This is a genomic window from Pseudomonas sp. GM78 (genome assembly GCF_000282475.1).
In the GTDB taxonomy this organism is placed as follows: domain Bacteria; phylum Pseudomonadota; class Gammaproteobacteria; order Pseudomonadales; family Pseudomonadaceae; genus Aquipseudomonas.
In genome coordinates, this window is the sequence record NZ_AKJF01000138.1 from 1 (window position 1) to 24,284 (window position 24,284).

Consider the following 24,284-nt stretch of genomic DNA (forward strand, 5'->3'; position numbering starts at 1 on the left):
TTACCGCAGGAATGGATATGTACTCCGACAAGAAATATAGGTCGGCTATAAGGACGCCTTCGCCGGTAAGCCGGGCTCCTACAGTAAATCGGGTACATCCGCGAGAGATTGGTCGGCTGTCCGAACCGGCAAGCCTTATTTCGATTTGCTCAATCGCGAGTCACTTCTATATTGAGGGGGTGCTCTGAACTTCCTGCCTCCTGTTGAGCCTGGCCCATGGCAACTACTGATCAGCTGATCATCTGCGAGCACTGCGACTGCGTGTATGAAAAAGTCACGCTCGCCAAACATCAGAAAACCCTCTGTACGCGCTGCGGCGGCGTGCTTCAGCGCTATAACGGCCTGACGGTGGAGCAGCGCCTGGCGTTGACCTTTACCGCATTGGTGCTGTGGATTTTCGCCAACTTCTATCCGGTCATGAGCATCAGCCTCAAAGGCCTGAAAAATAGCGCAACACTTTGGGATTCGGTGCTGGCATTGAGCCTGGGCCCCATCACCTTCATCGCCATGGTAGCGGCGATCGCCATGATCATCGCGCCGATTTTCCAGTTGCTGCTCTTGATCTGGGTCCTGGGGTTCGCCCTCGCCCGCAGGCGTTCGCCCGGCTTCAGGTTCTGCATGCGCTGGCTGGAAACCCTCAGGCCCTGGAGCATGCTGGAAGTCTGCCTGCTGGGGGCGATGGTCGCGGTGATAAAGCTCGCCGGGTTACTGGATGTGCTGCCCGGTATCGGCCTGTTTGCCCTGGCGGTCCTCAGCCTGATGATGATCCGCATTGCCGGCCGCGACATCCGTGAACTGTGGGACATCGTATGACAACACCTCCCGTCGCCAGCGATCTCAACCTGTGCCTGTGCCACACCTGCGGCCTGGCCTGTGACATGACCACCGATCCCCACGAATGCGAGCGCTGTGGCGCCCCGCTGCATCGACGTAAAACCAACTCGCTGACCCGCACCTGGGCCTACATGTTCACCGCCCTGGTGTTTTACATCCCGGCCAACCTGTTGCCGGTGATGAACACCAAGATGGTCGGCGATGGCGCCGACAGCACGATCATGAGCGGTGTGATCGAGTTCTGGCAGCACGGTGCCTGGGATATTGCCCTGATCATTTTCATCGCCAGCATCGCGGTGCCGGGCGTCAAGTTCGTCGCCCTGACGCTGCTGCTGGTGACCGTTCAGCGCGACAGCCAGTGGGCACTGCGCGAGCGCTCGCAAATGTACCGTTTTGTCGAGCTCATCGGTTATTGGTCGATGCTTGACGTCATCGTGGTGGCCCTGGTGGCCTCCCTGGTGAAATTCCAGGCCCTGGCCGATATCGAACCGCGGGCGGGCATCCTGTTCTTTGGCCTGGTGGTGGTGTTCACCATGCTCTCGGCGATGAGTTTCGATCCGCGACTGATCTGGGATAAAGAGCGGCAAAAACCATTAAATGAGGAGGTCACGGATGAAGTCACAAGCCACTGACGGGCCACTGGTCCCCGGACAGGCGCCGATCAAGACCCGCCGCTTCGGCTTTTCGCTGGTGTGGATCGTGCCGATCGTGGCGGTGCTTGTGGGGATATCGCTGGTGGTCCACAGCATCCTGCAGGAAGGGCCGACCATCACGGTCACGTTCAAGACCGGTGACGGCCTGACCGCCAACAAGACCGAGGTCAAGTACCGCAACGTGGTGATCGGGCATGTCTCGGACGTAGAACTGAGCGACGACCAGAAGAGCGTGAACGCCACCATCAAACTGGCCAAGCAGGCGGAAAGCTTTACCCGTAAAGACTCGCAGTACTGGGTGGTACGGCCGCGGATCGGCGCTGGCGGAGTCTCGGGTATCGATACGCTGCTCTCCGGGGACTACATCGGCGCCGATATCGGCCAGGACAATGCACGGGCGAAGAACTTCAAGGGCCTGGAAAACCCGCCGCCGATCACCTACGGCGAGCCGGGCAAGCGTTTCACCTTGCACACCCAGGACCTGGGCTCGCTGGATATCGGCTCTCCGGTCTACTACCGCAAGATACCGGTCGGCCAAGTGGTGGCCTACGCGCTGGACCCCGACGGCAAAGGGGTGAACATCGAATTGTTCATCCATGCGCCCAATGATCAGTACGTCACCGAGAACACCCGCTTCTGGAACGCCAGCGGTGTCGACGTGAGCGTTGGCGCCAACGGCTTTGCGGTCAAGACCGAGTCCTTGTCGTCCCTGTTGGTCGGCGGCATCGCCTTTCGCGCTCCGGAGTACAGTCCCAACGACAAGCAGGCCCCGGAAGAATATGCCTACGAACTGTTCCCCGACCAACTGACCGCCCTCGCCCCGCCCAATGGCAAGGCGCAGTTCATGGTGCTGCGCTTTGATCAGGCCTTGCGCGGGCTGAAGGTTGATGCGCCGGTGGAGTTCCTGGGCATGGAGATCGGCAAGGTGGTCTCGGTCAACCTGGATTTCGACGAGAAAAAACGCACCTTCCCGGTCAACGTTGGCATCGTGATTTACCCGCAACGCCTGGGCCAGGCGCACACCAAGATGCTCAAGGTGCTCAATCACGATCCCAACGACGAAGCCGCGGGCGTGCGTGTGATCGGCACCTTCGTCGAAAACGGCCTGCGTGCCCAGGCCCGCACCGGCAACCTGTTGACCGGCCAGCTCTACATTGCCCTGGACTTCTACCCCAAGGCGGACAAAGTCGCCTTCGATCCAACCTTGCGGCCGGTCGTCCTGCCCACCGTACCTGGCAGCCTCGAGCAATTGCAGGAAAAACTCGAGGCCATGGTCACCAAGATCAATCAACTGCCCATCGAACGGATCGCCGGCAATCTGGACAGCAACCTCGTCGAAATGCGCAAGAGTCTGGCGCAATTCAATGCCAAGACCCTGCCTAGCGTGCAAAGCACCCTGGGCGACGTCAGCAAAACCTTGCAATCGGCCAGCACGACCTTGCAATCGGCCAACTCGACGCTTGCCGAAGACTCGCCGCAACGGGAAAAACTCGGCCAGACCATGGACGAACTTGGTCGGACGTCGCGCGCCTTGCGTGATCTGGCGGATTACCTGGGCCGGCATCCGGAATCGCTGATTCGCGGCCGTCCGAACAACGCCGCGCCGATCGATCTGCAAGGGCCGCCGAGCAAATGACCACAGGAGCAACATTCATGGCTTTTCCGCTGAAATTCACCTTGGTTGCCGCGTTGTCGTTGCTCGCCGCCTGCCGCAGCGATCCGATCCAGTTCCACACCCTGACCCCGGCCCAACTGACGGGCAGCTCACGCAGTGCCGCGGATATCCAGATTGAATTGCTCACTGTCCCGCCGCAGGTCGATCGCCCGCAGATCGTTGTGCGCCAGGGCAACACCGGCATGGCGATCCTGGAAACCGACTGGTGGGGGGCCAGCCTGGTGGATGAATTGCGCAGTGCCTTGGTCGACCAGATGATCAACAACAATCCGCAACGCAAGATGTCGGTGCGCCTGGAGGTACAGCGCTTCGATTCGATTCCCGGCCAGTACGGTTTGCTCGACGTGAAATGGCGCCTTCGTAGCAGCAATGGCCATGAAGATGTCATGGAAAATTGCCGCAGCACCCTGCAGACGCCCTCGGGCCCATCGATCGATGAATTGGTAGCGGCCCAGCAGAACAACGTCAGGCGCCTGGCCGCGCTGATCAGCCAAGCCGCGGCTGGTACGCAAAAGGGTTGCCCATCCGCGAATGCCACTCCGTAACACAATCCTCTGTGGGAGCGAGCCTGCTCGCGATGGAGTATCAGACACATTGATGTCGCCTGACACACCATCGCGAGCAGGCTCGCTCCCACAGGTTTCTTTAGTCGGAGAATTTGACGATTTTTTCTCATTCGTGGCTCTACATTAGCCCCGCCTTAAATCTGCAAATGATTCGTATTGATCTAGAATAATTGACGTCCTTCTTTGTTCGATTCACTCGAATCTGCCTGCAAGACCAAAAATAACAGGAGCTGGCGCCGCATGAAGTCCCCTATCCCCTCGTTCCTCAAAAAGGCCTTGCTGGCCACCGCTTTGCTGAGCGCTGGTCACGCGTACGCCGCCGATACCGTCGGCATCGTGGTCTACAACGCACAGCATGAAAGCCTGACCAAAGCCTGGGTCGAAGGTTTTACCCAGGAAACCGGTATTCCGGTGACCTTGCGCAACGGCGATGACACCGAAATGGGCAACCAGATCGTACAGGAAGGCGCCGACTCGCCGGCCGATGTGTTCCTCACCGAAAACTCCCCGGCGATGGTCCTGGTCGACAACGCAGGCCTGTTTGCGTCCGTGGACAAAACCACTTTGGAGCAGGTCGACTCAGCCTACCGCCCGGCCCACGGCAAATGGGTGGGGATCGCTGCGCGTTCCACGGTGTTCGTCTACAACCCGAGCAAGCTACCCCAAGCCCAGTTGCCCAAGTCGATCATGGACCTTGCTGCACCGAGCTGGAAAGGTCGCTGGGGTGCATCGCCCGGTGGCGCCGACTTCCAGGCGATCGTTGCCGCCATGCTGGAACAAAAAGGCGAAGCCGCCACCCTGGACTGGCTCAAGGCGATGAAAACCAACTTCACCGCTTACCGGGGCAACAGCTCGGTGCTCAAGGCGGTGAACGCCGGGCAGATCGACAGCGGCGTGATCTACCACTATTACAGCTTCGTCGATCAGGCCAAGACCGGCGAGAACAGCAAGAACACCGCTTTGCACTACTTCAAGCACAAGGATCCGGGGGCGTTCGTGAGCATTTCCGGGGGCGGTGTCCTGGCCTCCAGCAAACACAAGGAACAAGCCCAGGCGTTCCTCAAATGGATCACCGGCAAGGACGGCCAGGCCATCCTCAAGGACGGCAAATCGTTTGAATACGCCGTGGGCAAGAACGCCGAATCCAACCCTAAACTGGTGCCTTTGCAGCAGCTCGACGCGCCGTCCGTCGACGCCTCGAAACTCGACAGTAAAAAAGCCGTGGAGCTGATGACTCAGGCGGGACTGCTTTAATTGATGCCTGAAATCCTGCCGGTGGGTACCGCCCAGGCGTTACCCGAAAATTTGCGTAAACGCTCACGCGGCGCGTTCGCGAGCCGCGGTGGCGCGTGGGTGGTCGGTTTGTCGGTGCTGGTGTCGTTGCTGGCGCTGCTGCCGATCGCCTACGTCATCGGCGTGTCCTTGCAGACCGGCTGGTCCACGGTGGTGACACTGGTGTTCCGTCCACGGGTGGGCGAGTTGTTGACCAACACCGTGTTGCTGGTGGTGCTGACGATTCCCCTCTGCATAGTGCTGGGCGTGACCCTGGCCTGGCTGACCGAGCGCACGGATTTGCCGGGGCGGCGTTGGTGGTCGTTACTGGCGACGGCGCCGCTGGCGGTGCCGGCCTTTGTCCACAGCTATGCCTGGGTCAGCCTGGTGCCACCGATCCACGGTTTGTTCGCCGGGGTGCTGGTGTCGGTCATCGCCTACTTCCCGTTTCTGTACCTGCCGATTGCCGCGACGCTGCGTCGCCTCGACCCGGCCATCGAGGACGTCGCCGAATCGCTCGGACTCAAGCCGTGGGCGGTGTTTTTTCGCGTGGTGCTGCCGCAGTTGCGCCTGGCCATTTGCGGCGGCGCGTTGCTGGTCGGCCTGCATCTGCTGGCCGAGTATGGCCTGTACGCGATGATCCGCTTCGACACCTTCACCACCGCGATCTTCGATCAGTTCAAATCCACCTTCAACGGGCCTGCCGCCCACATGCTGGCCAGCGTGCTCGCCCTGTGTTGCCTGGTGATGTTGACCGTGGAATCCGCCGCACGGGGCCATGCGCGCTACGCCCGCGTGGGCTCCGGTAGCGCCCGTGAGCAACGGGTGGTGTGCCTGAAAACCCCGGCCAGGGTGCTCGCGCTGGCGTTGCAGGTCACCACCTGCGCCCTGGCGCTGGGTGTGCCCTTGATCACCCTCGGCCGCTGGTTGATCGCCGGTGGTGTGCAAGCCTGGGACCTGGACGAGCTGCTGCCGGCGCTGCAACAGACCCTGCTGCTGGGCGTCGCGGGCGCCGCCCTGACCACCTGCGCCGCCATTCCGATTGCCTGGCTGTCGATCCGCCACCCGGGTCGCCTGCAACGTGTACTGGAAAGCTGCAACTACATCACCAGCTCCTTGCCGGGCATCGTCGTGGCGTTGGCCCTGGTAACCGTGACCATTCATTTTGCCCGGCCGATCTACCAGACCACCATCACCGTTCTCCTGGCGTATCTGCTGATGTTCCTGCCCCGGGCCCTGGTGAGCTTGCGCGCCGGCATCGCCCAGGCCCCCGTGGAGCTGGAAAACATGGCCCGCAGCCTGGGTCGCTCCCCTGCTCGCGCGTTGTGGCTGATCACCCTGCGCCTGGCCGCTCCGGGGGCTGCGGCTGGCGCTGCGCTGGTGTTCCTGGCGATCACCAACGAACTGACCGCCACCCTGTTGCTCGCGCCCAATGGCACGCGGACCCTGGCAACCGGGTTCTGGGCCATGACCAGCGAAATCGACTATGTCGCGGCGGCGCCCTATGCCCTGCTGATGATCCTGTTGTCGCTGCCGCTGACCGGGCTCCTTTATCACCAATCGAAAAAAACGGCTGGCCGATGAACACTCTCGAACTGCATTCACTGAACAAATCCTACGGCACCCATAGAGCCCTGGATAACGTCAGCCTGTCGGTGCCCAGCGGCAGCCGCACGGTCATTGTCGGCCCTTCGGGCTCGGGCAAGACCACCTTGCTGCGCATGATTGCCGGCTTCGAGTTCCCCGACTCCGGCCGCTTGTCGCTCAATGGTCAAACCCTGGTCGACAGCACCCATGAAGTACCGGCGCACCAACGCCTGATCGGCTACGTCCCGCAGGACGGCGCCTTGTTCCCGCACATGACGGTGGCCGCCAACATCGGCTTCGGCTTGTCGATCAAGGGCAACGAAAAGCATGAGCGCGTCGCTGAGTTGATGGACAGCGTGGCCCTCGACTCGAACATGGCCGGGCGCTGGCCCCACGAGCTGTCCGGCGGCCAGCAGCAGCGTGTGGCGCTGGCACGGGCGCTGGCGCAGCAGCCTCGGCTGATGTTGCTGGACGAGCCATTTTCGGCACTCGACACCGGCTTGCGCGCCGTGATGCGCAAGATGGTCGCGCGCCTGCTGGCAGATGCGGGGGTCACCACCATCCTGGTCACCCATGACCAGAGCGAAGCCTTGTCCTTCGCCGATCAACTGGCGGTGATGCGCCATGGCCGGCTGGTGCAGTCAGGCCATCCGCTGGACCTCTATCGCTACCCCGAAGACGAACAGACCGCGCTGTTTCTCGGCGACGCAGTGGTCATGCCGGCCCGGATCGAGGCTGGCTGGGCGCATTGCGACCTGGGCCGGATACCGGTCAACAATCACCGCAACAACCACAGCGCGCAGATCATGCTAAGGCCCGAACAGTTGCAACTGGCCAGCGTGCTGCCCGACGACACAGGCGCCGCTGGCTGCCGGGCCAGGGTGATCGACCGGGACTTCAGCGGCAACACCTGCACCCTGACCGTGGAGTTGCAGCCTCGCGCCCCCGACCAGCCCATCGGGCGATCATTGCTGGTCCGCAGTTCCGGCATGTATGCACCACCCGCCGGCAGCGCCGTGCAGGTCTCGACCATCGGCCATGCGCATGTGCTGAGCGAGCCTTGATCAAAGCGGTCAAAGATCGAAGCGGTCCACCGCCCGGCGCCGCTCGTTGTCGTCGCGCACATCGTAGTTGGCCGTGGTCTGGATATTGCTGTGATGTGCCAGTTTTTGCGCGATGGACAGGTCGTGTTCTTCGATCACCCGGGTGATGAACGAACGGCGAAAATCATGTGGCATGATTTTCACCCCCACCTGCGTGCCCCGCTGCCGGGCGATGTAATAGATCGCGTGCTTGGTGATGCGCTCACGGGTGATGTGACTGCCACGGCGGATACGGTTGAACAGGAACGGATCGTCCTCCTCGCCTTCCTTGAGCATCGAGCGGCGCAGTTCCAGCCAGGCATCGAGCTTGGCGAAGGCCCAGGCCGGGGCGTACTTGATCAACTGTTTGTTGCCCTTGGCCGTGACGCGCAGGCTGCGCTCATTGAAGTCGACCTGGTTGAGGTCGAGGTTCACCGACTCCGATTTGCGCATGCCCGAACCGTACAGGATCGCGATGATGGCGGCGTCTCGCAGGCCTTGTGGCCGAGGATCGGCGGCGCAGACTTCCATCAGTTCCTGGATCAATGAGCGCCGCAGGTTGCGCCCCTGGGACAGGCGCGTACCGGCGATACCCTTGACCGAGCGCATTTTCAACAGGTGTTCCTGACTGATCAGGCTCATGCGCCAGGCTTCGTTCATCACGCCGCGCACCGCATTGACGTACAACGACGACGTGTTGGGCGCATAACCGTCGGTGCGCAACGTGGCGACCAGGGCGATGACGTCTTCGGGTTGCAGGTCGTGCCAGGCAATCTCCTCGAGATTCACCTCTTCGTAGCCCAGGCGGTCGGCGGCGTCCTGCAGGACATAACGCATGGTCAGCTGGCTGGAGGGTGCCAGCCGTGCCAGATACAGGGTCAGGGGATTGGGTTTGGCAGCTTTTGGATCAGCAGCAGGTAAGTCAGTCAAACGAAACGGCCTTGAAGAAAGAGGAAGCAGAAAACGGTGTTAGACAGCGATGGCCGCTACGCTGCCGGTCATGGCCTTGAAAGTCAAATGCTCTGCCGGCAACGACCAATTTGGCCGACGAAGCGATAGATGAACTGAAACATGGCAATGCTAATCCTTGATCGGACTCGATCGGGGCAGGAGCAAACCATGAGAATCAGTGTGTTGGGTAGCGGCTACGTTGGCCTGGTGCAAGCGGCCGTCCTGGCTGAAGTCGGCCACGACGTGGTCTGCATGGACGTCGACGAGAAAAAGGTCGAGTCGCTGCGACAAGGCCACGTGAGCATTTTCGAACCGGGGCTGGCCAGCCTGGTGCGCGAGAGCCTGGACGCCCGTCGGCTGCAGTTCACCAGCGATGAGAAACTCGCGGTGCAACATGGCCAGGTGCTGTTCATCGCGGTCGGTACGCCATCGCGCGACGATGGCTCGGCAGACCTGAGTCAGGTGATGGCGGTGGGCGAGGCGGTGGCGCGGCACCGTGAACAACCGCTGATCCTGGTGGAGAAGTCCACGGTGCCGGTGGGGACAGGCGATGCCCTGCGCGCGCATATCGACAAGTGCCTGATCAAGGTCGGGCGGCTGTTGCAGTTCGATATCGTCTCCAATCCCGAGTTTCTCAAGGAAGGCTCGGCGGTGGCCGATTGCCGGCGCCCGGACCGTATCGTCATTGGCTGTGAACGCGAAGACGTGCGCGAGGTGATGCGTGACCTGTACGCACCGTTCAACCGCAATCATGAACGCATCATGTTCATGGACCTGCGCAGCGCCGAGCTGACCAAATACGCCGCCAACTGCATGCTGGCGACCAAGATCAGCTTCATCAACCAGATCGCCGAGTTGGCCGAACACTTGGGTGCCGACATCGAATCGGTGCGCCTGGGCATCGGTGCCGACTCGCGCATCGGCTACCACTTCATCTACCCCGGCTGCGGTTATGGCGGCTCCTGCTTCCCCAAGGACATGCGCGCCCTCATCCACAGCGCCGCAGAGGCCAATTGCACCAGCGACCTGCTGCAAGCGGTGGAAGCCATCAACCAGCGCCAGAAACACAAATTGTTCGAACGCATCAAGGCTTTTTACCAGGGCGATTTGCGCGGCAAGACCTTTGCCCTGTGGGGCCTGGCGTTCAAACCCAACACCGACGACATGCGCGATGCGCCAAGCCGGGTGCTGCTCGAAGCGCTATGGGCCGCGGGTGCCAACGTGCGTGCGTTCGACCCGGAAGCCATGCAGGAGACCCAGAAACTGTACCCCGATGAAACCCGGCTGATGCTCATGGGCACGCCGGAATCGGTACTCAACGGTGCGGATGCGCTGATCATTTGCACCGAATGGCAACAGTTCAAGGCCCCGGATTTCGACCTGATCCGCCAGCGCCTTACTGCACCGGTGATCTTCGACGGCCGCAACCTGTACGATGCCGAACGCCTGTCGCGCAATGGTTTCCTGTACTTCCCGATGGGCCGCGGCGAGTCGCGCAAGTTGCCGATTCCTTATCAGCGGTGGCCTGCGGCACAGGGGGTTGCATAACAATAAGCGCTGCCCGTTAGTTGCTCTTCAGGTCCACGCCCAACGCCTGGGCAAACGCCTTGACCAAGGGGCTTCGCACCGTGTTGTGACGCAGGATCAGATTGAAGGGGGTGACGATGCTGATCAGGTCCGGGCGTATCGCGCGAAACTCTCCGCGATCGACCATGGGTGCCGCGTAATGCTGCGGCAGGAAACCCACGAAGCGGCCGGTCTTGATCAGCAGCGCCACGGCTTCCACCTGGGTCGCCGAGGCGGAAAAGCTGTCGTAGTGGGTGAAGTAGAGTTTGTCGCGATGGATCGCGTAACGGTGGTTGATGCACGCGTAGTCCTTGAGCACATCGGCGCCTGTTTGTGCGTCTGCCAGAGTGAATAACGGGTGGCCAACAGCGCAATAAACCTGCGAGCGCTCCTCATACAGCGCAAAGTAATCAAATTCTTCGCGCTTTTGATAAACCGGAACAATCCCGGCAACTAACCGGCCCTCTACGACACCCCGCTCAATTTCATCCAGCTGCGCCGCCTGAAGTTGCAAGCGAACTTTCGGCGAGTGCTCATTCATGCTTCTAAGCGCGGCAACTAGAGGCGAATTATCGTCGGATATAGTGTTATCAATAATTCCCACTCCAAGATCGCCGACCAGTTCGTTTTGAGCTGAACTAAGGCGATCACGGAAGTTGTCGACCGAGGCAAATAAATCAATCGAAGCCTGATACACCAAGCGCCCTTCTTCGGTCAGGTGGAAACCCTCGCGACCTCGGGTGCACAGGCGCATACCGATACGGATCTCAAGGTCCGAGATCTGTTTGCTGATCGCCGCCAAGCCCACATTCAACTCGTTTTGCGCCGCACTGAAACCGCCGGCCTCGACCACCGCCTTGAACACCTTGAGCAGCTTGAAATCCAGCCCACTGAGGGCCAGCGGTGCCCGTTGCAGCGTTTTCGGCGGCGGGTTTCCGGAATTGGAAAGTGGGGTTTCCATAATGCTTATTTACCTCTGGCGCCCTATTCAACAACCTGTGTCCAACAACAAAAACATAGCTGGCCTAATAATAATGAACACAGAAAACCAGGCTTGGCAACCGCCAAAAAATCCCGAACATCAGTGCCAACTGACTGTTCTCCAAACAATAAAAGCTGACACTACGATCAGCTTCGGCCACCCGGCAACCGCGTTTTTTCCCCTGCCCTTGAAAACTGATTTGGCCTGAATGCGCCCGAATGTTCTTCGGCACTCGCGGCAGTCCGGCACTGCGATTTCAATCCGCTTATCGACGAGGAAAACAACAATGTCTCAAACCACCGACCGTCTCTGGGGAGCTCGCTTCAAAAGCGGTCCGTCCGAAGCCCTGGCCGCCCTGTCCCGTTGCCCGGAACGCTACTTTCGCCTGACCCCGTATGACCTCGCCGGCTCCAAGGCCCATGCCCGGGAACTGCAGCGCGCCGGGCTTCTGAGCGAGCAGGAAACCCGGACCATGCTCGACGCCCTGGAAGGCATTGGTGCTGACTTTCGCGCCGGCAACATCAGCCCGACCCTCGACGACGAAGACGTCCACACCTTCATCGAACGCTTGCTGACCGAGCGTCTTGGCGCGCTGGGCGGCAAGCTGCGCGCCGGACGCTCGCGCAACGACCAGACCGCCAACGATTTGCGGCTGTTCCTGCGTGACCATGTGCGCACCCTGGCTGTTGAAGTGCTGGCCTTGCAGCAGGCGCTGGTGGACCAGGCCGAGCAACACATCGAAAGCATCTGCCCCGGTTTCACCCACTTGCAGCAAGCCCAGCCGATCGTGTTTGCCCATCACCTGCTGGCCCACGCCCAATCGATGCTGCGCGACGTCCAGCGCCTGGTGGACTGGGATGTGCGTACTTCGCTGTCGCCACTGGGCGCGGCAGCGATGGCGGGCTCGGCCATTGCGCGCCTGCCACAGCAGTCGGCGCAGGAGATGGGTTACCGCGGGGTGTGTGAAAACTCCATCGACGCCGTCGCCAGCCGCGACCACGTCGCCGAGTTCCTGTTCATCGCCAGCATGCTCGGGGTCAACATTTCCCGACTCGCCGAAGAGTTCTGCCTGTGGTCCTCGCGCCAGTTCCGCTGGGTCTTCCTGGACGACGCCTACGCCACCGGCAGTTCGATCATGCCGCAGAAGAAAAACCCGGACATCGCCGAGCTGGCCCGGGGCAAGGCCGGCCGCTTGATCGGCAACCTGACCGGTCTGCTGTCCACCCTCAAATCCCTGCCGCTGTCCTACAACCGCGACTTGAGCGAAGACAAGCATGGCGTGCTCGACAGCGTCGACACCCTGCTGCTGGTGCTGCCGGCCATGGCCGGGATGGTGGCGACCATGCAGGTCAACGTCGAAGAATTGCGGCGCCAGGCGCCCCTGGGGTTCACCCTCGCCACCGAAGTCGCCGACTGGCTGGCGGTGCGCGGCGTGCCGTTCAAGGAGGCCCACGAAATCACCGGGGCGCTGGTCCAGGCCTGCGAGAAACACGACATCGAACTGTGGGAAGCGTCGCCTGCGCTGCTGGCCGAGATCGACCCGCGCCTGACGCCGCAGGTGCGCGACAGCCTGACCCTGGAAGCCGCCATTGCTGCACGCAGTGGTTGGGGCGGCACGGCGCCGCAACAGGTACGCGAACAGATCGCCCGCCTGAAAACCGCCCTCGCCGCCCAGCAGGTCTGGACCGAGGACTATCAGGGCTTCCGCCTTTAAGGCACTGCACAGAGCCTGTGGGAGCTGGCTTGCCAGCGATAGCGTCCTGTCAGTCGACATTGATGCAGAATGAAACACCGCAATCGCTGGCAAGCCAGCTCCCACAGGGAATGTGGTGGATTTGAGAGAACAGTGTACGGAGAAACAACCATGAGCCAGACACAAGCAGAACGACTCCAGGCGGAGCGCAAACTGGCGGAAAACCAGTTCGATATTACCCAGTACGACCATGTGCCGCGGCGTTACTACGGGCGGATTTTCTTCGCCACGGTGATCGTCATTGCCATCATCGGCCTGGTGCGGGCGTTTGCCGAAGGCAAGATCGAATGGTCTTACATCGGCCAGTTCCTCACCTCCCAGGCAATCATGTGGGGCTTGCTCAACACCATCGTCATGGCGGTGCTGGCAATGGCGCTGGGCATCGTGTTCGGCGTGATCACGGCGATCATGCGCATGTCGGCCAACCCGATCCTGCGCTACGTGGCGGTGACCTATACCTGGCTGTTTCGCGGCACGCCGCTGATCCTGCAACTGCTGTTGTGGTTCAACCTGGCGTTGATCTTCCCCACCATTGGCATCCCCGGCCTGTTCGAACTGGACACCGTGAGCCTGATGACGCCCTTCGTGGCCGCCCTGCTCGGCTTGAGCATCAACCAGGGCGCCTACACCGCCGAAGTGGTGCGCGCCGGCCTGCTCTCGGTGGACACCGGTCAGTATGAAGCGGCCAAGTCGATCGGCATGCCGCGCCTGCAGGCCTTGCGCCGGATCATCCTGCCCCAGGCCATGCGGGTGATCATTCCGCCGGTGGGCAACGAATTCATCGGCATGGTCAAAATGACCTCTCTGGCGAGCGTGATCCAGTACTCGGAACTGCTCTACAACGCCCAGAACATCTACTACGCCAACGCCCGCGTGATGGAGCTGCTGATCGTCGCCGGTATCTGGTACCTGGCCACCGTCACCGTCCTGTCCTTCGGTCAAAGCCGTCTGGAGCGTCGTTTCGCTCGCGGCGCCGGCAAGCGTTCTTGAGGAGCCCAACATGAGAAGCATCGTCAAGGCCGTGAGCCTGAACAAGTACTACGACCATTTCCACGCCCTCAAGGACATCAATATCGAAGTCGAGCAAGGCGAAGTGCTGTGCATCATCGGCCCGTCCGGCTCCGGCAAAAGCACCTTGCTGCGTTGCGTGAACCAGCTGGAGAAGATCGACAAGGGCGGCCTGTGGGTCGACGGCGAACTGGTGGGCTATCGCGTCGTCGGCAACAAACTGCACGAACTCAACGAGTCGCAGATCGCCCGCCAGCGCCTGTCCACCGGCATGGTGTTCCAGCGCTTCAACCTGTTCCCGCACATGACCGTGCTGCAAAACATCATCGAAGGACCGTGCCAGGTGCTCAAGCGTTCGCCCAAGGAGGCGCACGAAGAAGCCGTGGAGCTGTTGGCCCGGGTCGGCTTGGCCGACAAGCGCAACAGCTACCCGATCGAACTCTCGGGTGGCCAGCAACAGCGGGTGGCGATTGCCCGCGCCCTGGCCATGCGCCCCAAGCTGATGCTGTTCGATGAACCCACTTCGGCACTCGACCCGGAACTGGTCGGTGAGGTGCTGTCGGTGATGCGCGATCTGGCGCAGACCGGCATGACCATGATCGTCGTCACCCATGAACTGGGCTTCGCTCGCGAAGTCTCCAACCGCATGGTGTTCATGGACGGCGGGCAGATCGTGGAGGCAGGAAGCCCCGAAGAAATACTAATAAGTCCGCAAAACCCACGCACCCAAAGCTTCATTTCTGCCGTTCGAACCTAGTGCCCTTTAGCGCTCACAACACTCATAAGAGAACGACCATGAAGAACTTCATTATTCCAGCAGTACTCGCAGGCGTTATGGCATCCGGCTTCAGCTTCGCCGCCGAGTTGCCGGCCAGCATCAAGGAAAAAGGCGAGATTGTCGTCGCGATCATGCCCAACTACCCGCCGATGGACTTCAAGGACCCGGCCACCAACACCCTCACCGGGCTGGACGTTGACCTGGGCAACGCCCTGGCAGAACGCCTGGGGGTGAAGATCAAATGGCAGGAAACCGGCTTCGAGCAAATGATCAATGCCCTGACCACCGACCGCGTGGACATGGTGCTGTCGGGCATGACCGATACCAAGGAACGCCAGGCCAGCGTGACCTTCGTCGACTACTTCACCAGCGGCCCGCAGTTCTACACCCTGCAGAAAAACGCGGCCACCAACGAGATCATCGACCTGTGCGGCAAGAAGGTCGGCACCAGCCGCCGTACCACCTTCCCGGCGGAAATCGCCGAGTGGAGCAAGGCCAACTGTGAAGCCGCGGGCAAGCCTGCGATCAACGTGATCGGCACCGAAGGCTCGGCCGACGCCCGTGCGCAACTGCGCCAGAGCCGCATCGATGCGGCCATGCAGGGCAGCGAAACCCTGCCGTACCTCAAGACCCAGGAAAAGGACATGTACAAGACCGTGGGCCTGCCGATCTCCTCGCAGTTCACCGGCCTTGGCGTGAGCAAGAAAAAACCTGAGCTGAGCGAAGCGGTGAAGGTTGCGCTGCAGAGCATGATCGATGACGGCAGCTACCAGGCCATCCTGAAGAAGTGGGACCTGGAACTGGGTGCGATCAAGACCGTGACCATCAACGCCGGCAAATAAGCCCGCCAGGGTATACGCATTCCCTGTGGGAGCTGGCTTGCCAGCGATGGCGGACTGACAGGCAACATTGATGGTGAATGTGCCGACCTCATCGCGGGCAAGCCCGCTCCCACAGGGTTCGGTGCTAACTGATAAATACCTGGAGCGCAAAGATGTCCTCCTCACCCCAACCCACCTGGCCCGACCAGCACAAGGCCTGCCTGGCCCTGGCCTTCGACCTCGACGGCCCGACCGGCGATGCCATGCTCAACGGCTCGATCTGGCGCAAGCCCGAGTACTTCGGATTCGGTGGTTACGGCCCCTATCGGGCATTGCCGAGGATTCTCGATTTGCTTGACGAATTCCGCCTGCCGACGACCTTCTTCGTCCCGGCCTGGGTCGTGGAGAACTGGCCGAAACAGTGCCAGGCGATTGTCGAGCGCGGGCATGAGGTGGCGTACCACGGCTACAAACACGAATCCTTCTACGCCCTGACGCTGGACCAGCAAAAGGACGTCATGAAGCTGTCCCGCGATGTGTTCTGGAAGCATTTGAACATCCGCGCCGAAGGCTTCCGCACGCCCTCCGGCGACTGGCGCGCCGAGACGCCGGCCATGCTGGTGGAAGCCGGCGTGACCTACTCCAGCAGCATGCGCGGCGATGATCGGCCGTACCTGGTCAACGTGCCGGTCCACGCCACACCGCTGGTGGAAATCCCCGGGCGCTGGGAAATGGACGACTACGCCTCCATCGCCTACACCCGGGCCCCGGACTTCCCGTCCGGGCTGGACCGCACCGCCAGCTACGCGCTGACCCTGGACAACTGGTGCCGCGAATACGACGGCGCGATGAACGAAGGCTTGTGCCTGACCACCCTGTTCCATCCCAAGATCACCGGCAAACCGGGGCGCATCCTGTTGCTGGAAAAACTCTTCGAACACATGCGCCAACGCGACGACGTCTGGTTCGCCACCTGCCGTGACGTCGCCCGCTGGTGGCTCAAGGAGCATCACCATGGCTGAGTCCACCGTCTGGCCCAAAGGCTATCGCTGCGCCGTGGTGCTGACCGTCGATTACAACGACATCCACGGCATTCTCACCCAGGCCCCGGAAGTGGCCGGACGCGACAAGACCCTGTCGGTCTGGCGCTACGGCACCCAGCGTGGCGTGGAACGTTTGCTCGGTCTATTCAAGGAGCTCGGTGTCTGCAGCAGCTGGTTCGTCCCCGGCATCGTTGCCGAGGAAAACCCCGGCCACATCCACGCAATCACTGCCGGCGGACATGAAATCGCCTGCGCCGGGTATCGCCACCAGAACTACGACACGCTCGACCTCAGCGCGCAAAGCGCCGAGGTGGCCAAGGGTTGCGCCGCATTGAAGGCGCTGACCGGCCAGCGCCCCAGCGGCTTTCGCATTCCGGCCGGCAACGCGGCGCCGGGCTTCATGGAGGCGCTGCAGGACCAGGGTATTGAGTGGTCGTCGTCATGGCGCGGCGATGATCTACCGTTCGCGCACCCGACAGCCGCGCAGGTGATCGAATTGCCGTTGCACTACGAACTGGAGGACGAACCCTACTTCGCCTTCAACCTCAGCCCGGCAGTGCCGCCAGCACAATCGCGGATCGCCTCCTACAGTCACACCCTGGGCAACCTGCAGATGGATTTCGCCGGCTTCCACCGCTTTGGCTTGTGCTACGTGTTGCGCCTGCACCCGGAGATCATTGCCACGCCCGGGCGCATCGGCGTGTTGCGCGAATTGCTCGAGGGGATTTTGCAGCACGATGACGTGTGGATCGCCACCGGCGCCGAAGTCGCCCGGTGGTGGGCGCAAACCGCCGCACCGGTGACCGGGGATCATCCGGCGAGCGTGTTTGAACGGCATTATCGGGATTACCTGTCATGAGCGGGCGCATGCAGCGACTGGCGCAGTTTTGCACCGATGCACGATTTGAAGACCTGCCACTGGCGCTGGTCGAACAAGCCAAGCGGCACATCCTCGATACCTTCGGTGCGACCTTGGCCGGGGCCGGGAGCGATGTGGCGCTGACGGCGCGTGAGGTTTTCGAAGGCGAAGCTGGCAGTTGCTTGATCTGGGGCACCCAGCAACGGGTCGGCGCGGCACAGGCCGCGATGCTCAATGGCGTCGCCGCCCACGCCCTGGAACTGGACGACACCGGCGGCTGCGATCATTCCGGCGCGGTGGTGATACCGGCGGTGATGGCCGCGGTGTCGCTGTCCGATCAACCGGTGACGGGACGCGAGTTCATCACCGCCGTGGTGATCGGCTACGAAGTCGGTCGCCGGGTACTCGAAGCCTGCGGCGGTTACTCTGCCCATAACGGCGCCGGCTGGCATTCCACTGCCACCTGCGGGGTGTTCGGCGCGGCGGCGGCCTGCGCGCGGATTCTGCGCCTGGACGCCGGGCAGACCTTGTCGGCCCTGGGCATCGCCGGCAGTTTCAGCGGCGGTTTGTGGGCTTTCATCCACGATGGTTCGCAAAGCAAGAAACTGCACAGCGGCCGAGCCGCCGAAGGTGGTTTGCTCGCAGCGCGCTTCGCCCGGCAAGGCATCAGTGGGCCGACCCGACTGTTTGAGGATGTCTGGGGTGGATTTCTCAAGACCCTCGCCGCCCCCACTTCGAATCCCGAGGCTCTGGTTGCCGGGCTGGGCGTCGTGTGGAAACTCGCCCGTTGCTCGATCAAGCCCTACGCCTCCTGCCGGGGTACCCATTCGGCCATCGACGCCCTGGGCCTGTTGCTCGAGCAGCTCGAAGTGAGCGTCGATCAGGTTGAAGACATACAGGTTTCGTTGTGCGGTTTTCTCCAGGACATGTGCGGCGGCCATGACGTCGCGAGCCTTGCGGCGGCGCAAATGAGCCTGCCCTATGCGCTGGCGGCGCGGCTTGTGCACGGTCATTGCCGTCTGCAGGCCTACGATGATGACTTGCGCGGCGATCCGCGCATTGCCCCGTGGATGTCGCGCATTCGTCTTGAAGTGGACCCGCAACTGTCCGAGGATGGCGAACCCGTGGTGAGCGTGCGGACCGTGGACGGTCGGCAGGCGAGCCTGTGCGTTGACCCGCCCTTGGGGGCGCCGGGTAATCCGTTGAGCGATGCGGCGCTGGAGGAGAAGTTTTTCAGTTTGGCGACGCGGGTGATGCCGCGCGAGCAGGCTGAGCAATTGCTGGGGCAGTTGTGGCGGCTGGAAGAGATGGAGTCGGTGCGCACGATTGAGCGGTGGCTGGTTTGATTATGTCGTTGGTTGGACCGGCCTCATCGCCAGCAGGCTGGCTCCCACAGTCGATCGCATTTCAATTGTGGGAGCCAGCCTGCTGGCGATTGGCTGCGACCCGGTACATCGACGAACACCCTGGAATCTGAATAAGGACATTTGCACTACCGTGGCCACTTACTCGCTCGTTATTCGCCGGCTGATGATCGTGTCGCTGACCATCGTCGTCAGCCGCGCCATCACCAGCCCGCTGCTCACCCTGTTCCTGAGCAACAAACTGGGCCTCAACCAACAGGACGTCGGCTTGCTGCTGGGCATCGCGGTGTTCATCGCCACCCTGCTCGCCCTGTACGGCGGCTACATCATCGACCGCCTGGAAAAACGCCGGCTGCTGATCCTGGCGATGCTTTCAAGCGCCATCGGCTTCGTGCTGCTGACCTTTGCCGAAAACCTCTACCTGACCACCCTGACGCTGGTTATCACCGAGACTGCCTCGGCCTTGTTCCTCATCGGCTCCAAGGCGATCCTCAGCGAAAACCTGCCCATGGGCCAACGCGCCAAGGCGTTTTCCCTGCGCTACACCCTGACCAACATCGGCTACGCCACCGGCCCCATGCTCGGCGTGGTGATCGCCGGGGTCTACCCGATCGCGCCGTTCCTGATCGCCGGGGGCATCGCGTTCTTCAGCATCTTCCTGATGCTGGGTATCCCCAGGGACTCAGCCCAGACACCGACAGTCAGCCAACCACAGAGCTTCCTCAAGACCCTGGTCACCCTGAAAAACGACCGCACCCTGATCATGTTCACCTGCGGCTGCCTGCTCAGCACCGTGGTGCACGGACGCTTCACCCTGTACCTGTCGCAATACCTGCTGGTGACCGAAGATTCCAAGCGCGCCCTGGAAACCATGGCGGCCCTGCTCGCCTGCAATGCGATCAGCGTGATCCTGCTGCAATACCAGATCGGCCGCTTCCTCAACCGTGAGCAACTGCGTTACTGGATCGCGGGCGGCACCAGCCTGTTCATTGTCGGGCTGATCGGTTTCAGCCTGGCCGACAGCCTGGTGGGCTGGTGCGTAGCGATGTTCATCTTCACCCTCGGCGAAATGATCATCTACCCGGCCGAATTCCTCTTCGTCGACACCCTGGCCCCGGAAGAACTGCGCGGCAGCTACTACGGCGCGCAGAACCTGGCCGCCCTCGGTGGCGCCCTGAGCCCGGTGATCTGCGGTTTCCTGTTGATGCACACCCCGGCGCCGACCATGTTCTACGCCTTGAGCGCGCTGACGGCCATGGGCGGTTTCCTGTGTTTCATGAGTGGCCGGCGCGTGGCGATACATCAGAAATAATGAACTGAAGCTTCATTAATATGAATTTGTCAGTATCACAAAGGCGCGGCACACTGTCACCGTTCCTCCCCCAACAGTTGGAACACCTTCAAGGGCTTTCCGGGTTTCCCAGGCAAGCCCTTTTTTTTCTTCGGTTTTTTATTGGAACGATGTTCATCATGCTTGCTCGCTGGTTGCCCGCCGCTATCAACACCCGCCCTTCGGAATGGAGTCGCGCCGCCATCGGCATGGCGCTGGGAACGATGTTCAGCGTCTGGCTGTGCGCTCAGGTATTCGGCATGCAGGTGGCGCAGCACCTGGTCGGTCCGCTGGGGGCCTCGGCGGTGTTGCTGTTTGCCGTGTCGTCCGGCGCGCTCGCGCAACCCTGGTCGATACTCGGCGGCTACTTGAGCGCTGCGGTGGTAGCGCTACTGGTGGCCCACGTGCTCGGCCGGACCCTGGGCAGCGCTTGCCTGGCGGCGGGCATGGCGCTGATCCTGATGTGCTGGCTGCGTTGCCTGCACCCGCCGGCCGGGGCGCTGGCATTGCTGTTGGTGCTGGCGGACCCCGCGACCATCGCCATGGACTGGAAAGCCCTGGGCCCAGTGATGCTCGCCGCCTCGACCATGCTGTTCAGTGCCCTGGCCTACAACAACCTCACGCGCATTCGTTACCCGAAACGCGCCAGCGAACCGGTCGCCGTCGTTCCCGCCGACCACCCGCCGATCGACAGCCAGGCGATCACCGCCCAGGACCTGAAACTGGCCCTGGCGCAGATGGAGGCCTTCATTGACGTCACCCCCGAAGACCTTGAACAGCTGATCCACGCCACCGAATTGCAGGCCAGGCGGCGCAGTATTGGTGAGGTGCTAAGCCGTAGCGCCTGAACCGGACTGTTTTACAAATGCTTCTGCAAAAATGCAGAAAGCACCTGCACAATTCCCGGTTGTACTCGGCAAATTTGCACTGTTACGATCCTGCATCGCTCGCGCGCGAGCTTGTCTATAAAGAACAATAAAAGCAGGGAGTTAGTGATGACTGCTCAGGTTTTATCGAAGGGGACTTCGTCCATGGATGCCACACGGAACGAAGTGCTGGCCGAGGTTCGCAACCACATCGGTCACCTGACCCTCAACCGCCCCACCGGCCTCAACGCCATCACCCTGGAAATGGTCCGCGACCTGCAGCGTCAGCTCGACGCCTGGGCGCAGGATGACCAGGTGCATGCCGTGGTGCTGCGCGGTGCCGGGGAAAAAGCCTTCTGTGCCGGTGGCGACATTCGCTCGCTGTACGACAGCTTCAAGAGCGGCGACACCCTGCACGAAGATTTCTTCGTCGAGGAATACGCCCTCGACCTCGCGATTCACCATTACCGCAAACCGGTGCTGGCCTTGATGGACGGCTTCGTGCTGGGTGGCGGCATGGGCCTGGTACAAGGCGCCGACCTGCGGGTGGTCACCGAGAAAAGCCGACTGGCGATGCCTGAAGTCGGCATCGGTTATTTCCCGGACGTTGGCGGCAGCTACTTCCTGCCGCGCATTCCCGGTGAGCTGGGAATTTACCTGGGCGTCAGCGGCGTGCAGATCCGCGCGGCCGATGCGCTGTACTGCGGTCTGGCCGATTGGTACCTGGACAGCAGCAAGCTGGCCACGCTGGATGAACGACTCGATCAACTGCAGTGGCATGACACGCCACTGAAGGACCTTCAGGGCCTGCTGGCGAAACTCGGGGTGCAACAGTTGCCCGATGCGCCGCTGGCCGCCTTGCGCCCGGCTATCGACCACTTCTTCGCCTTGCCCGATGTGCCGAGTATTGTGGAGCAACTGCGTGAAGTAACGGTCGCCGACAGCCATGAGTGGGCCACGACCACCGCCGACCTGCTGCAGACCCGCTCACCTTTGGCCATGGGCGTGACCCTGGAAATGCTCCGCCGCGGTCGGCAGCTGGGCCTTGAACAGTGCTTCGCCCTTGAGCTGCACCTGGACCGCCAGTGGTTCGAGCGCGGCGACCTGATCGAAGGCGTGCGCGCCTTGCTGATCGACAAAGACAAGAATCCGCGCTGGAACCCGCCTACCCTGCAGGCGCTGGACGCCGAGCACGTAGCGAGTTTCTTCAACGGTTTCGATGAGAGCGGGAGCTGAACCATGCACGATCTCGAATTGACTGAAGAACAAGTCATGATCCGCGACATGGCCCGGGACTTTGCCCGTGGCGAAATCGCGCCCCACGCCCAGGCCTGGGAAAAAGCTGGCTGGATCGACGACGCCCTGGTGGCGAAGATGGGTGAACTGGGCCTGCTGGGCATGGTAGTGCCCGAGGAATGGGGCGGCACCTATGTCGATTACGTTGCCTATGCCCTGGCGGTGGAAGAAATCTCTGCCGGCGACGGCGCCACCGGCGCGTTCATGAGCATCCACAACTCGGTGGGCTGCGGGCCGGTGCTCAACTACGGCAGCGAAGAACAGAAACAGACCTGGCTGTCGGACCTGGCCAGCGGCCAGGTGATTGGTTGCTTCTGCCTGACCGAGCCGCAAGCCGGTTCCGAGGCGCACAACCTGCGAACCCGCGCCGAATTGCGCGATGGCCAGTGGGTGATCAACGGCGCCAAGCAATTTGTCAGCAACGGCAAACGGGCCAAGCTGGCCATCGTGTTTGCCGTGACCGACCCGGACTTGGGCAAGCGCGGCATTTCCGCGTTCCTGGTACCCACCGATACGCCGGGCTTCATCGTCGACCGCACCGAACACAAAATGGGCATCCGCGCTTCCGATACCTGTGCGGTCACCCTGAACAACTGCAGTATTCCTGAGGCCAACTTGTTGGGTGAGCGCGGCAAGGGCCTGGCCATCGCCCTGTCCAACCTCGAAGGCGGCCGCATCGGCATCGCCGCCCAGGCGCTGGGCATTGCCCGCGCGGCATTCGAAGCGGCGCTGACCTATTCGCGCGAGCGCGTGCAGTTTGGCAAGACGATCAATGAACACCAGAGCATCGCCAACCTGCTGGCCGACATGCACATGCAACTGAACGCCGCGCGGCTGATGATCCTGCACGCGGCACGCCTGCGCACGGCTGGCAAGCCGTGTCTGTCGGAGGCCTCGCAGGCCAAGCTGTTTGCTTCGGAAATGGCCGAGAAAGTCTGCTCTTCAGCGATTCAGATTCATGGCGGCTATGGCTATCTGGAAGATTACCCGGTCGAGAAGTATTACCGGGATGCGCGGATTACGCAGATCTATGAAGGGTCGAGCGAGATCCAGCGGATGGTGATTGCCCGGGAACTGAAGAACTACCTGGTGTGAAGCCCTAAAAACATCGCGGGCAAGCCCGCTCCCACAGGCTTCGGGGGTGTACACAATATGTGTGAGCAACCGAGAACACTGTGGGAGCGGGCTTGCCCGCGAAGACGTCAGTGAAAACGCTACATCACTTGCCTTTGAACTCAGCCTCACGCTTGGCAATAAACGCCGCCATCCCTTCCTTCTGATCCTGCGTCGCAAACGCCGCATGGAACACCCGACGCTCAAAGCGCACGCCTTCGGACAGGCTCACCTCAAAGGCACGGTTGACGCTTTCCTTGACCATCATCGCAATCGGCAGCGACTTCTTGGCGATCAAGCCTGCGACTTTCAGCGCTTCATCCAGCAGTTCATCGCTTGGCACGATGCGCGCCACGATGCCGCAACGCTCCGCTTCCACGGCATCGATCAAGCGCCCGCTCAGGCACATTTCCATGGCCTTGGCCTTGCCCACGGCGCGGGTCAGGCGCTGGGTGCCGCCCATGCCCGGCAACACACCGAGGTTGATTTCCGGCTGGCCGAATTTGGCGTTATCGCCGGCCAGGATGAAATCGCACATCAGCGCCAGCTCACAGCCGCCGCCCAGGGCGAAACCGTTGACCGCGGCGATGATCGGCTTGCGGCGGTTGGCCACACGGTCGCTGTCGCTGAACAGGTCGTCGATGTAGATCTGCGGATAGGTCAGCTCGGCCATTTCCTTGATGTCGGCACCGGCGGCAAAGGCCTTTTTCGAACCGGTCAGGACGATGCAGCCGATGTTCGAGTCGGCCTCGAAGCCGTCGAGGGCCTGGTTCAGTTCGCTGACGATCTGCGCGTTCAATGCGTTCAGCGCCTGCGGGCGGTTAAGGGTAATCAGGCCGACCCGGCCATGGGTTTCCAGCAAAATCGTTTCGTAGCTCACAAGTG

At 61.7% G+C, this 24,284-nt stretch carries 22 protein-coding genes; 19 read left to right on the forward strand and 3 right to left on the reverse strand.

What is annotated here, in order from left to right; all coding sequences use genetic code 11:
- The first annotated feature begins 216 nt into the window (after positions 1-216).
- The 7 genes from PMI35_RS09400 to PMI35_RS09370 all read left to right on the forward strand — a co-directional run bounded on the left by PMI35_RS09400 (position 217) and on the right by PMI35_RS09370 (position 7,651).
- On the forward strand, positions 217-813 hold the full coding sequence (locus PMI35_RS09400; protein WP_008062687.1) for a paraquat-inducible protein A: 597 nt from the start codon (positions 217-219) through the stop codon (positions 811-813).
- Positions 810-1,466 (forward strand): paraquat-inducible protein A, encoded by a 657-nt coding sequence (locus tag PMI35_RS09395; RefSeq protein WP_008062689.1) that lies wholly within the window; start codon positions 810-812, stop codon positions 1,464-1,466. The genes PMI35_RS09400 and PMI35_RS09395 overlap by 4 nt, the downstream gene beginning before the upstream one ends.
- Positions 1,447-3,123, forward strand: a complete 1,677-nt coding sequence (locus PMI35_RS09390; RefSeq protein WP_008062691.1) for a PqiB family protein — start codon at positions 1,447-1,449, stop codon at positions 3,121-3,123. Before PMI35_RS09395 ends, PMI35_RS09390 begins: the two co-directional genes overlap by 20 nt.
- Positions 3,124-3,140: 17 nt before the next feature.
- The gene (locus PMI35_RS09385; protein WP_008062693.1) at positions 3,141-3,707 is read left to right on the forward strand and encodes a PqiC family protein; all 567 of its coding nucleotides are present in this window, start codon (positions 3,141-3,143) and stop codon (positions 3,705-3,707) included.
- A gap of 261 nt (positions 3,708-3,968) precedes the next feature.
- Positions 3,969-4,982 (forward strand): iron ABC transporter substrate-binding protein, encoded by a 1,014-nt coding sequence (locus tag PMI35_RS09380; protein ID WP_008062694.1) that lies wholly within the window; start codon positions 3,969-3,971, stop codon positions 4,980-4,982.
- Between the two features lie 3 nt (positions 4,983-4,985).
- Complete coding sequence (locus tag PMI35_RS09375) at positions 4,986-6,584, forward strand: ABC transporter permease (protein ID WP_008062695.1); 1,599 nt, start codon at positions 4,986-4,988, stop codon at positions 6,582-6,584.
- Positions 6,581-7,651 carry an ABC transporter ATP-binding protein gene (locus PMI35_RS09370; RefSeq protein ID WP_008062696.1) on the forward strand — a complete coding sequence of 357 codons (1,071 nt, stop codon included), beginning with the start codon at positions 6,581-6,583 and terminating at the stop codon, positions 7,649-7,651. The genes PMI35_RS09375 and PMI35_RS09370 overlap by 4 nt, the downstream gene beginning before the upstream one ends.
- 9 nt (positions 7,652-7,660) lie before the next feature.
- Here PMI35_RS09370 and PMI35_RS09365 read toward each other — a convergent pair whose 3' ends face one another.
- Positions 7,661-8,599: a site-specific integrase gene (locus PMI35_RS09365; RefSeq protein ID WP_008062697.1), complete on the reverse strand. Its 939-nt coding sequence runs from the start codon at positions 8,597-8,599 to the stop codon at positions 7,661-7,663.
- Between the two features lie 189 nt (positions 8,600-8,788).
- On the opposite strand from PMI35_RS09365, the gene PMI35_RS09360 reads away from it, so the two are divergent.
- Entirely contained in the window at positions 8,789-10,168 is a 1,380-nt protein-coding gene (locus PMI35_RS09360) for a UDP-glucose dehydrogenase family protein (protein ID WP_008062699.1), read from the forward strand.
- A gap of 16 nt (positions 10,169-10,184) precedes the next feature.
- Here PMI35_RS09360 and PMI35_RS09355 read toward each other — a convergent pair whose 3' ends face one another.
- The gene (locus PMI35_RS09355; protein WP_008062700.1) at positions 10,185-11,147 is read right to left on the reverse strand and encodes a LysR family transcriptional regulator; all 963 of its coding nucleotides are present in this window, start codon (positions 11,145-11,147) and stop codon (positions 10,185-10,187) included.
- Between the two features lie 307 nt (positions 11,148-11,454).
- On the opposite strand from PMI35_RS09355, the gene argH reads away from it, so the two are divergent.
- The 11 genes from argH (at position 11,455) to PMI35_RS09300 (ending at position 23,381) form a co-directional block, all read left to right on the forward strand.
- The gene (gene argH / locus PMI35_RS09350) at positions 11,455-12,882 is read left to right on the forward strand and encodes an argininosuccinate lyase (protein WP_008062701.1); all 1,428 of its coding nucleotides are present in this window, start codon (positions 11,455-11,457) and stop codon (positions 12,880-12,882) included.
- 150 nt (positions 12,883-13,032) lie between these two features.
- A complete protein-coding gene (locus PMI35_RS09345) occupies positions 13,033-13,911 on the forward strand; it encodes an amino acid ABC transporter permease (protein WP_008062702.1) in 879 nt (292 codons plus the stop codon).
- A gap of 10 nt (positions 13,912-13,921) precedes the next feature.
- Positions 13,922-14,686 carry an amino acid ABC transporter ATP-binding protein gene (locus PMI35_RS09340; RefSeq protein ID WP_008062703.1) on the forward strand — a complete coding sequence of 255 codons (765 nt, stop codon included), beginning with the start codon at positions 13,922-13,924 and terminating at the stop codon, positions 14,684-14,686.
- A 38-nt stretch (positions 14,687-14,724) separates the two neighbouring features.
- Entirely contained in the window at positions 14,725-15,549 is an 825-nt protein-coding gene (locus PMI35_RS09335; RefSeq protein ID WP_008062706.1) for an ABC transporter substrate-binding protein, read from the forward strand.
- 152 nt (positions 15,550-15,701) lie between these two features.
- The gene (locus tag PMI35_RS09330) at positions 15,702-16,550 is read left to right on the forward strand and encodes a polysaccharide deacetylase family protein (protein ID WP_008062708.1); all 849 of its coding nucleotides are present in this window, start codon (positions 15,702-15,704) and stop codon (positions 16,548-16,550) included.
- Entirely contained in the window at positions 16,543-17,430 is an 888-nt protein-coding gene (locus PMI35_RS09325; RefSeq protein ID WP_008062714.1) for a polysaccharide deacetylase family protein, read from the forward strand. Before PMI35_RS09330 ends, PMI35_RS09325 begins: the two co-directional genes overlap by 8 nt.
- Positions 17,427-18,776, forward strand: a complete 1,350-nt coding sequence (locus tag PMI35_RS09320) for an MmgE/PrpD family protein (RefSeq protein ID WP_008062716.1) — start codon at positions 17,427-17,429, stop codon at positions 18,774-18,776. Before PMI35_RS09325 ends, PMI35_RS09320 begins: the two co-directional genes overlap by 4 nt.
- Positions 18,777-18,927: 151 nt before the next feature.
- Positions 18,928-20,106, forward strand: a complete 1,179-nt coding sequence (locus PMI35_RS09315; protein ID WP_008062718.1) for an MFS transporter — start codon at positions 18,928-18,930, stop codon at positions 20,104-20,106.
- Positions 20,107-20,264: 158 nt separating this feature from the next.
- On the forward strand, positions 20,265-20,972 hold the full coding sequence (locus tag PMI35_RS09310; protein ID WP_008062720.1) for an HPP family protein: 708 nt from the start codon (positions 20,265-20,267) through the stop codon (positions 20,970-20,972).
- A 147-nt stretch (positions 20,973-21,119) separates the two neighbouring features.
- Positions 21,120-22,226 carry an enoyl-CoA hydratase/isomerase family protein gene (locus PMI35_RS09305; protein WP_008062722.1) on the forward strand — a complete coding sequence of 369 codons (1,107 nt, stop codon included), beginning with the start codon at positions 21,120-21,122 and terminating at the stop codon, positions 22,224-22,226.
- Positions 22,227-22,229: 3 nt separating this feature from the next.
- Positions 22,230-23,381, forward strand: coding sequence for an acyl-CoA dehydrogenase family protein (locus PMI35_RS09300; RefSeq protein WP_008062724.1), 1,152 nt, complete (start codon positions 22,230-22,232; stop codon positions 23,379-23,381).
- Positions 23,382-23,505: 124 nt separating this feature from the next.
- Here the strand turns inward: PMI35_RS09300 and PMI35_RS09295 are convergent, their stop codons facing one another.
- A complete protein-coding gene (locus tag PMI35_RS09295; RefSeq protein WP_008062726.1) occupies positions 23,506-24,279 on the reverse strand; it encodes an enoyl-CoA hydratase in 774 nt (257 codons plus the stop codon).
- Positions 24,280-24,284 lie beyond the last annotated feature (5 nt).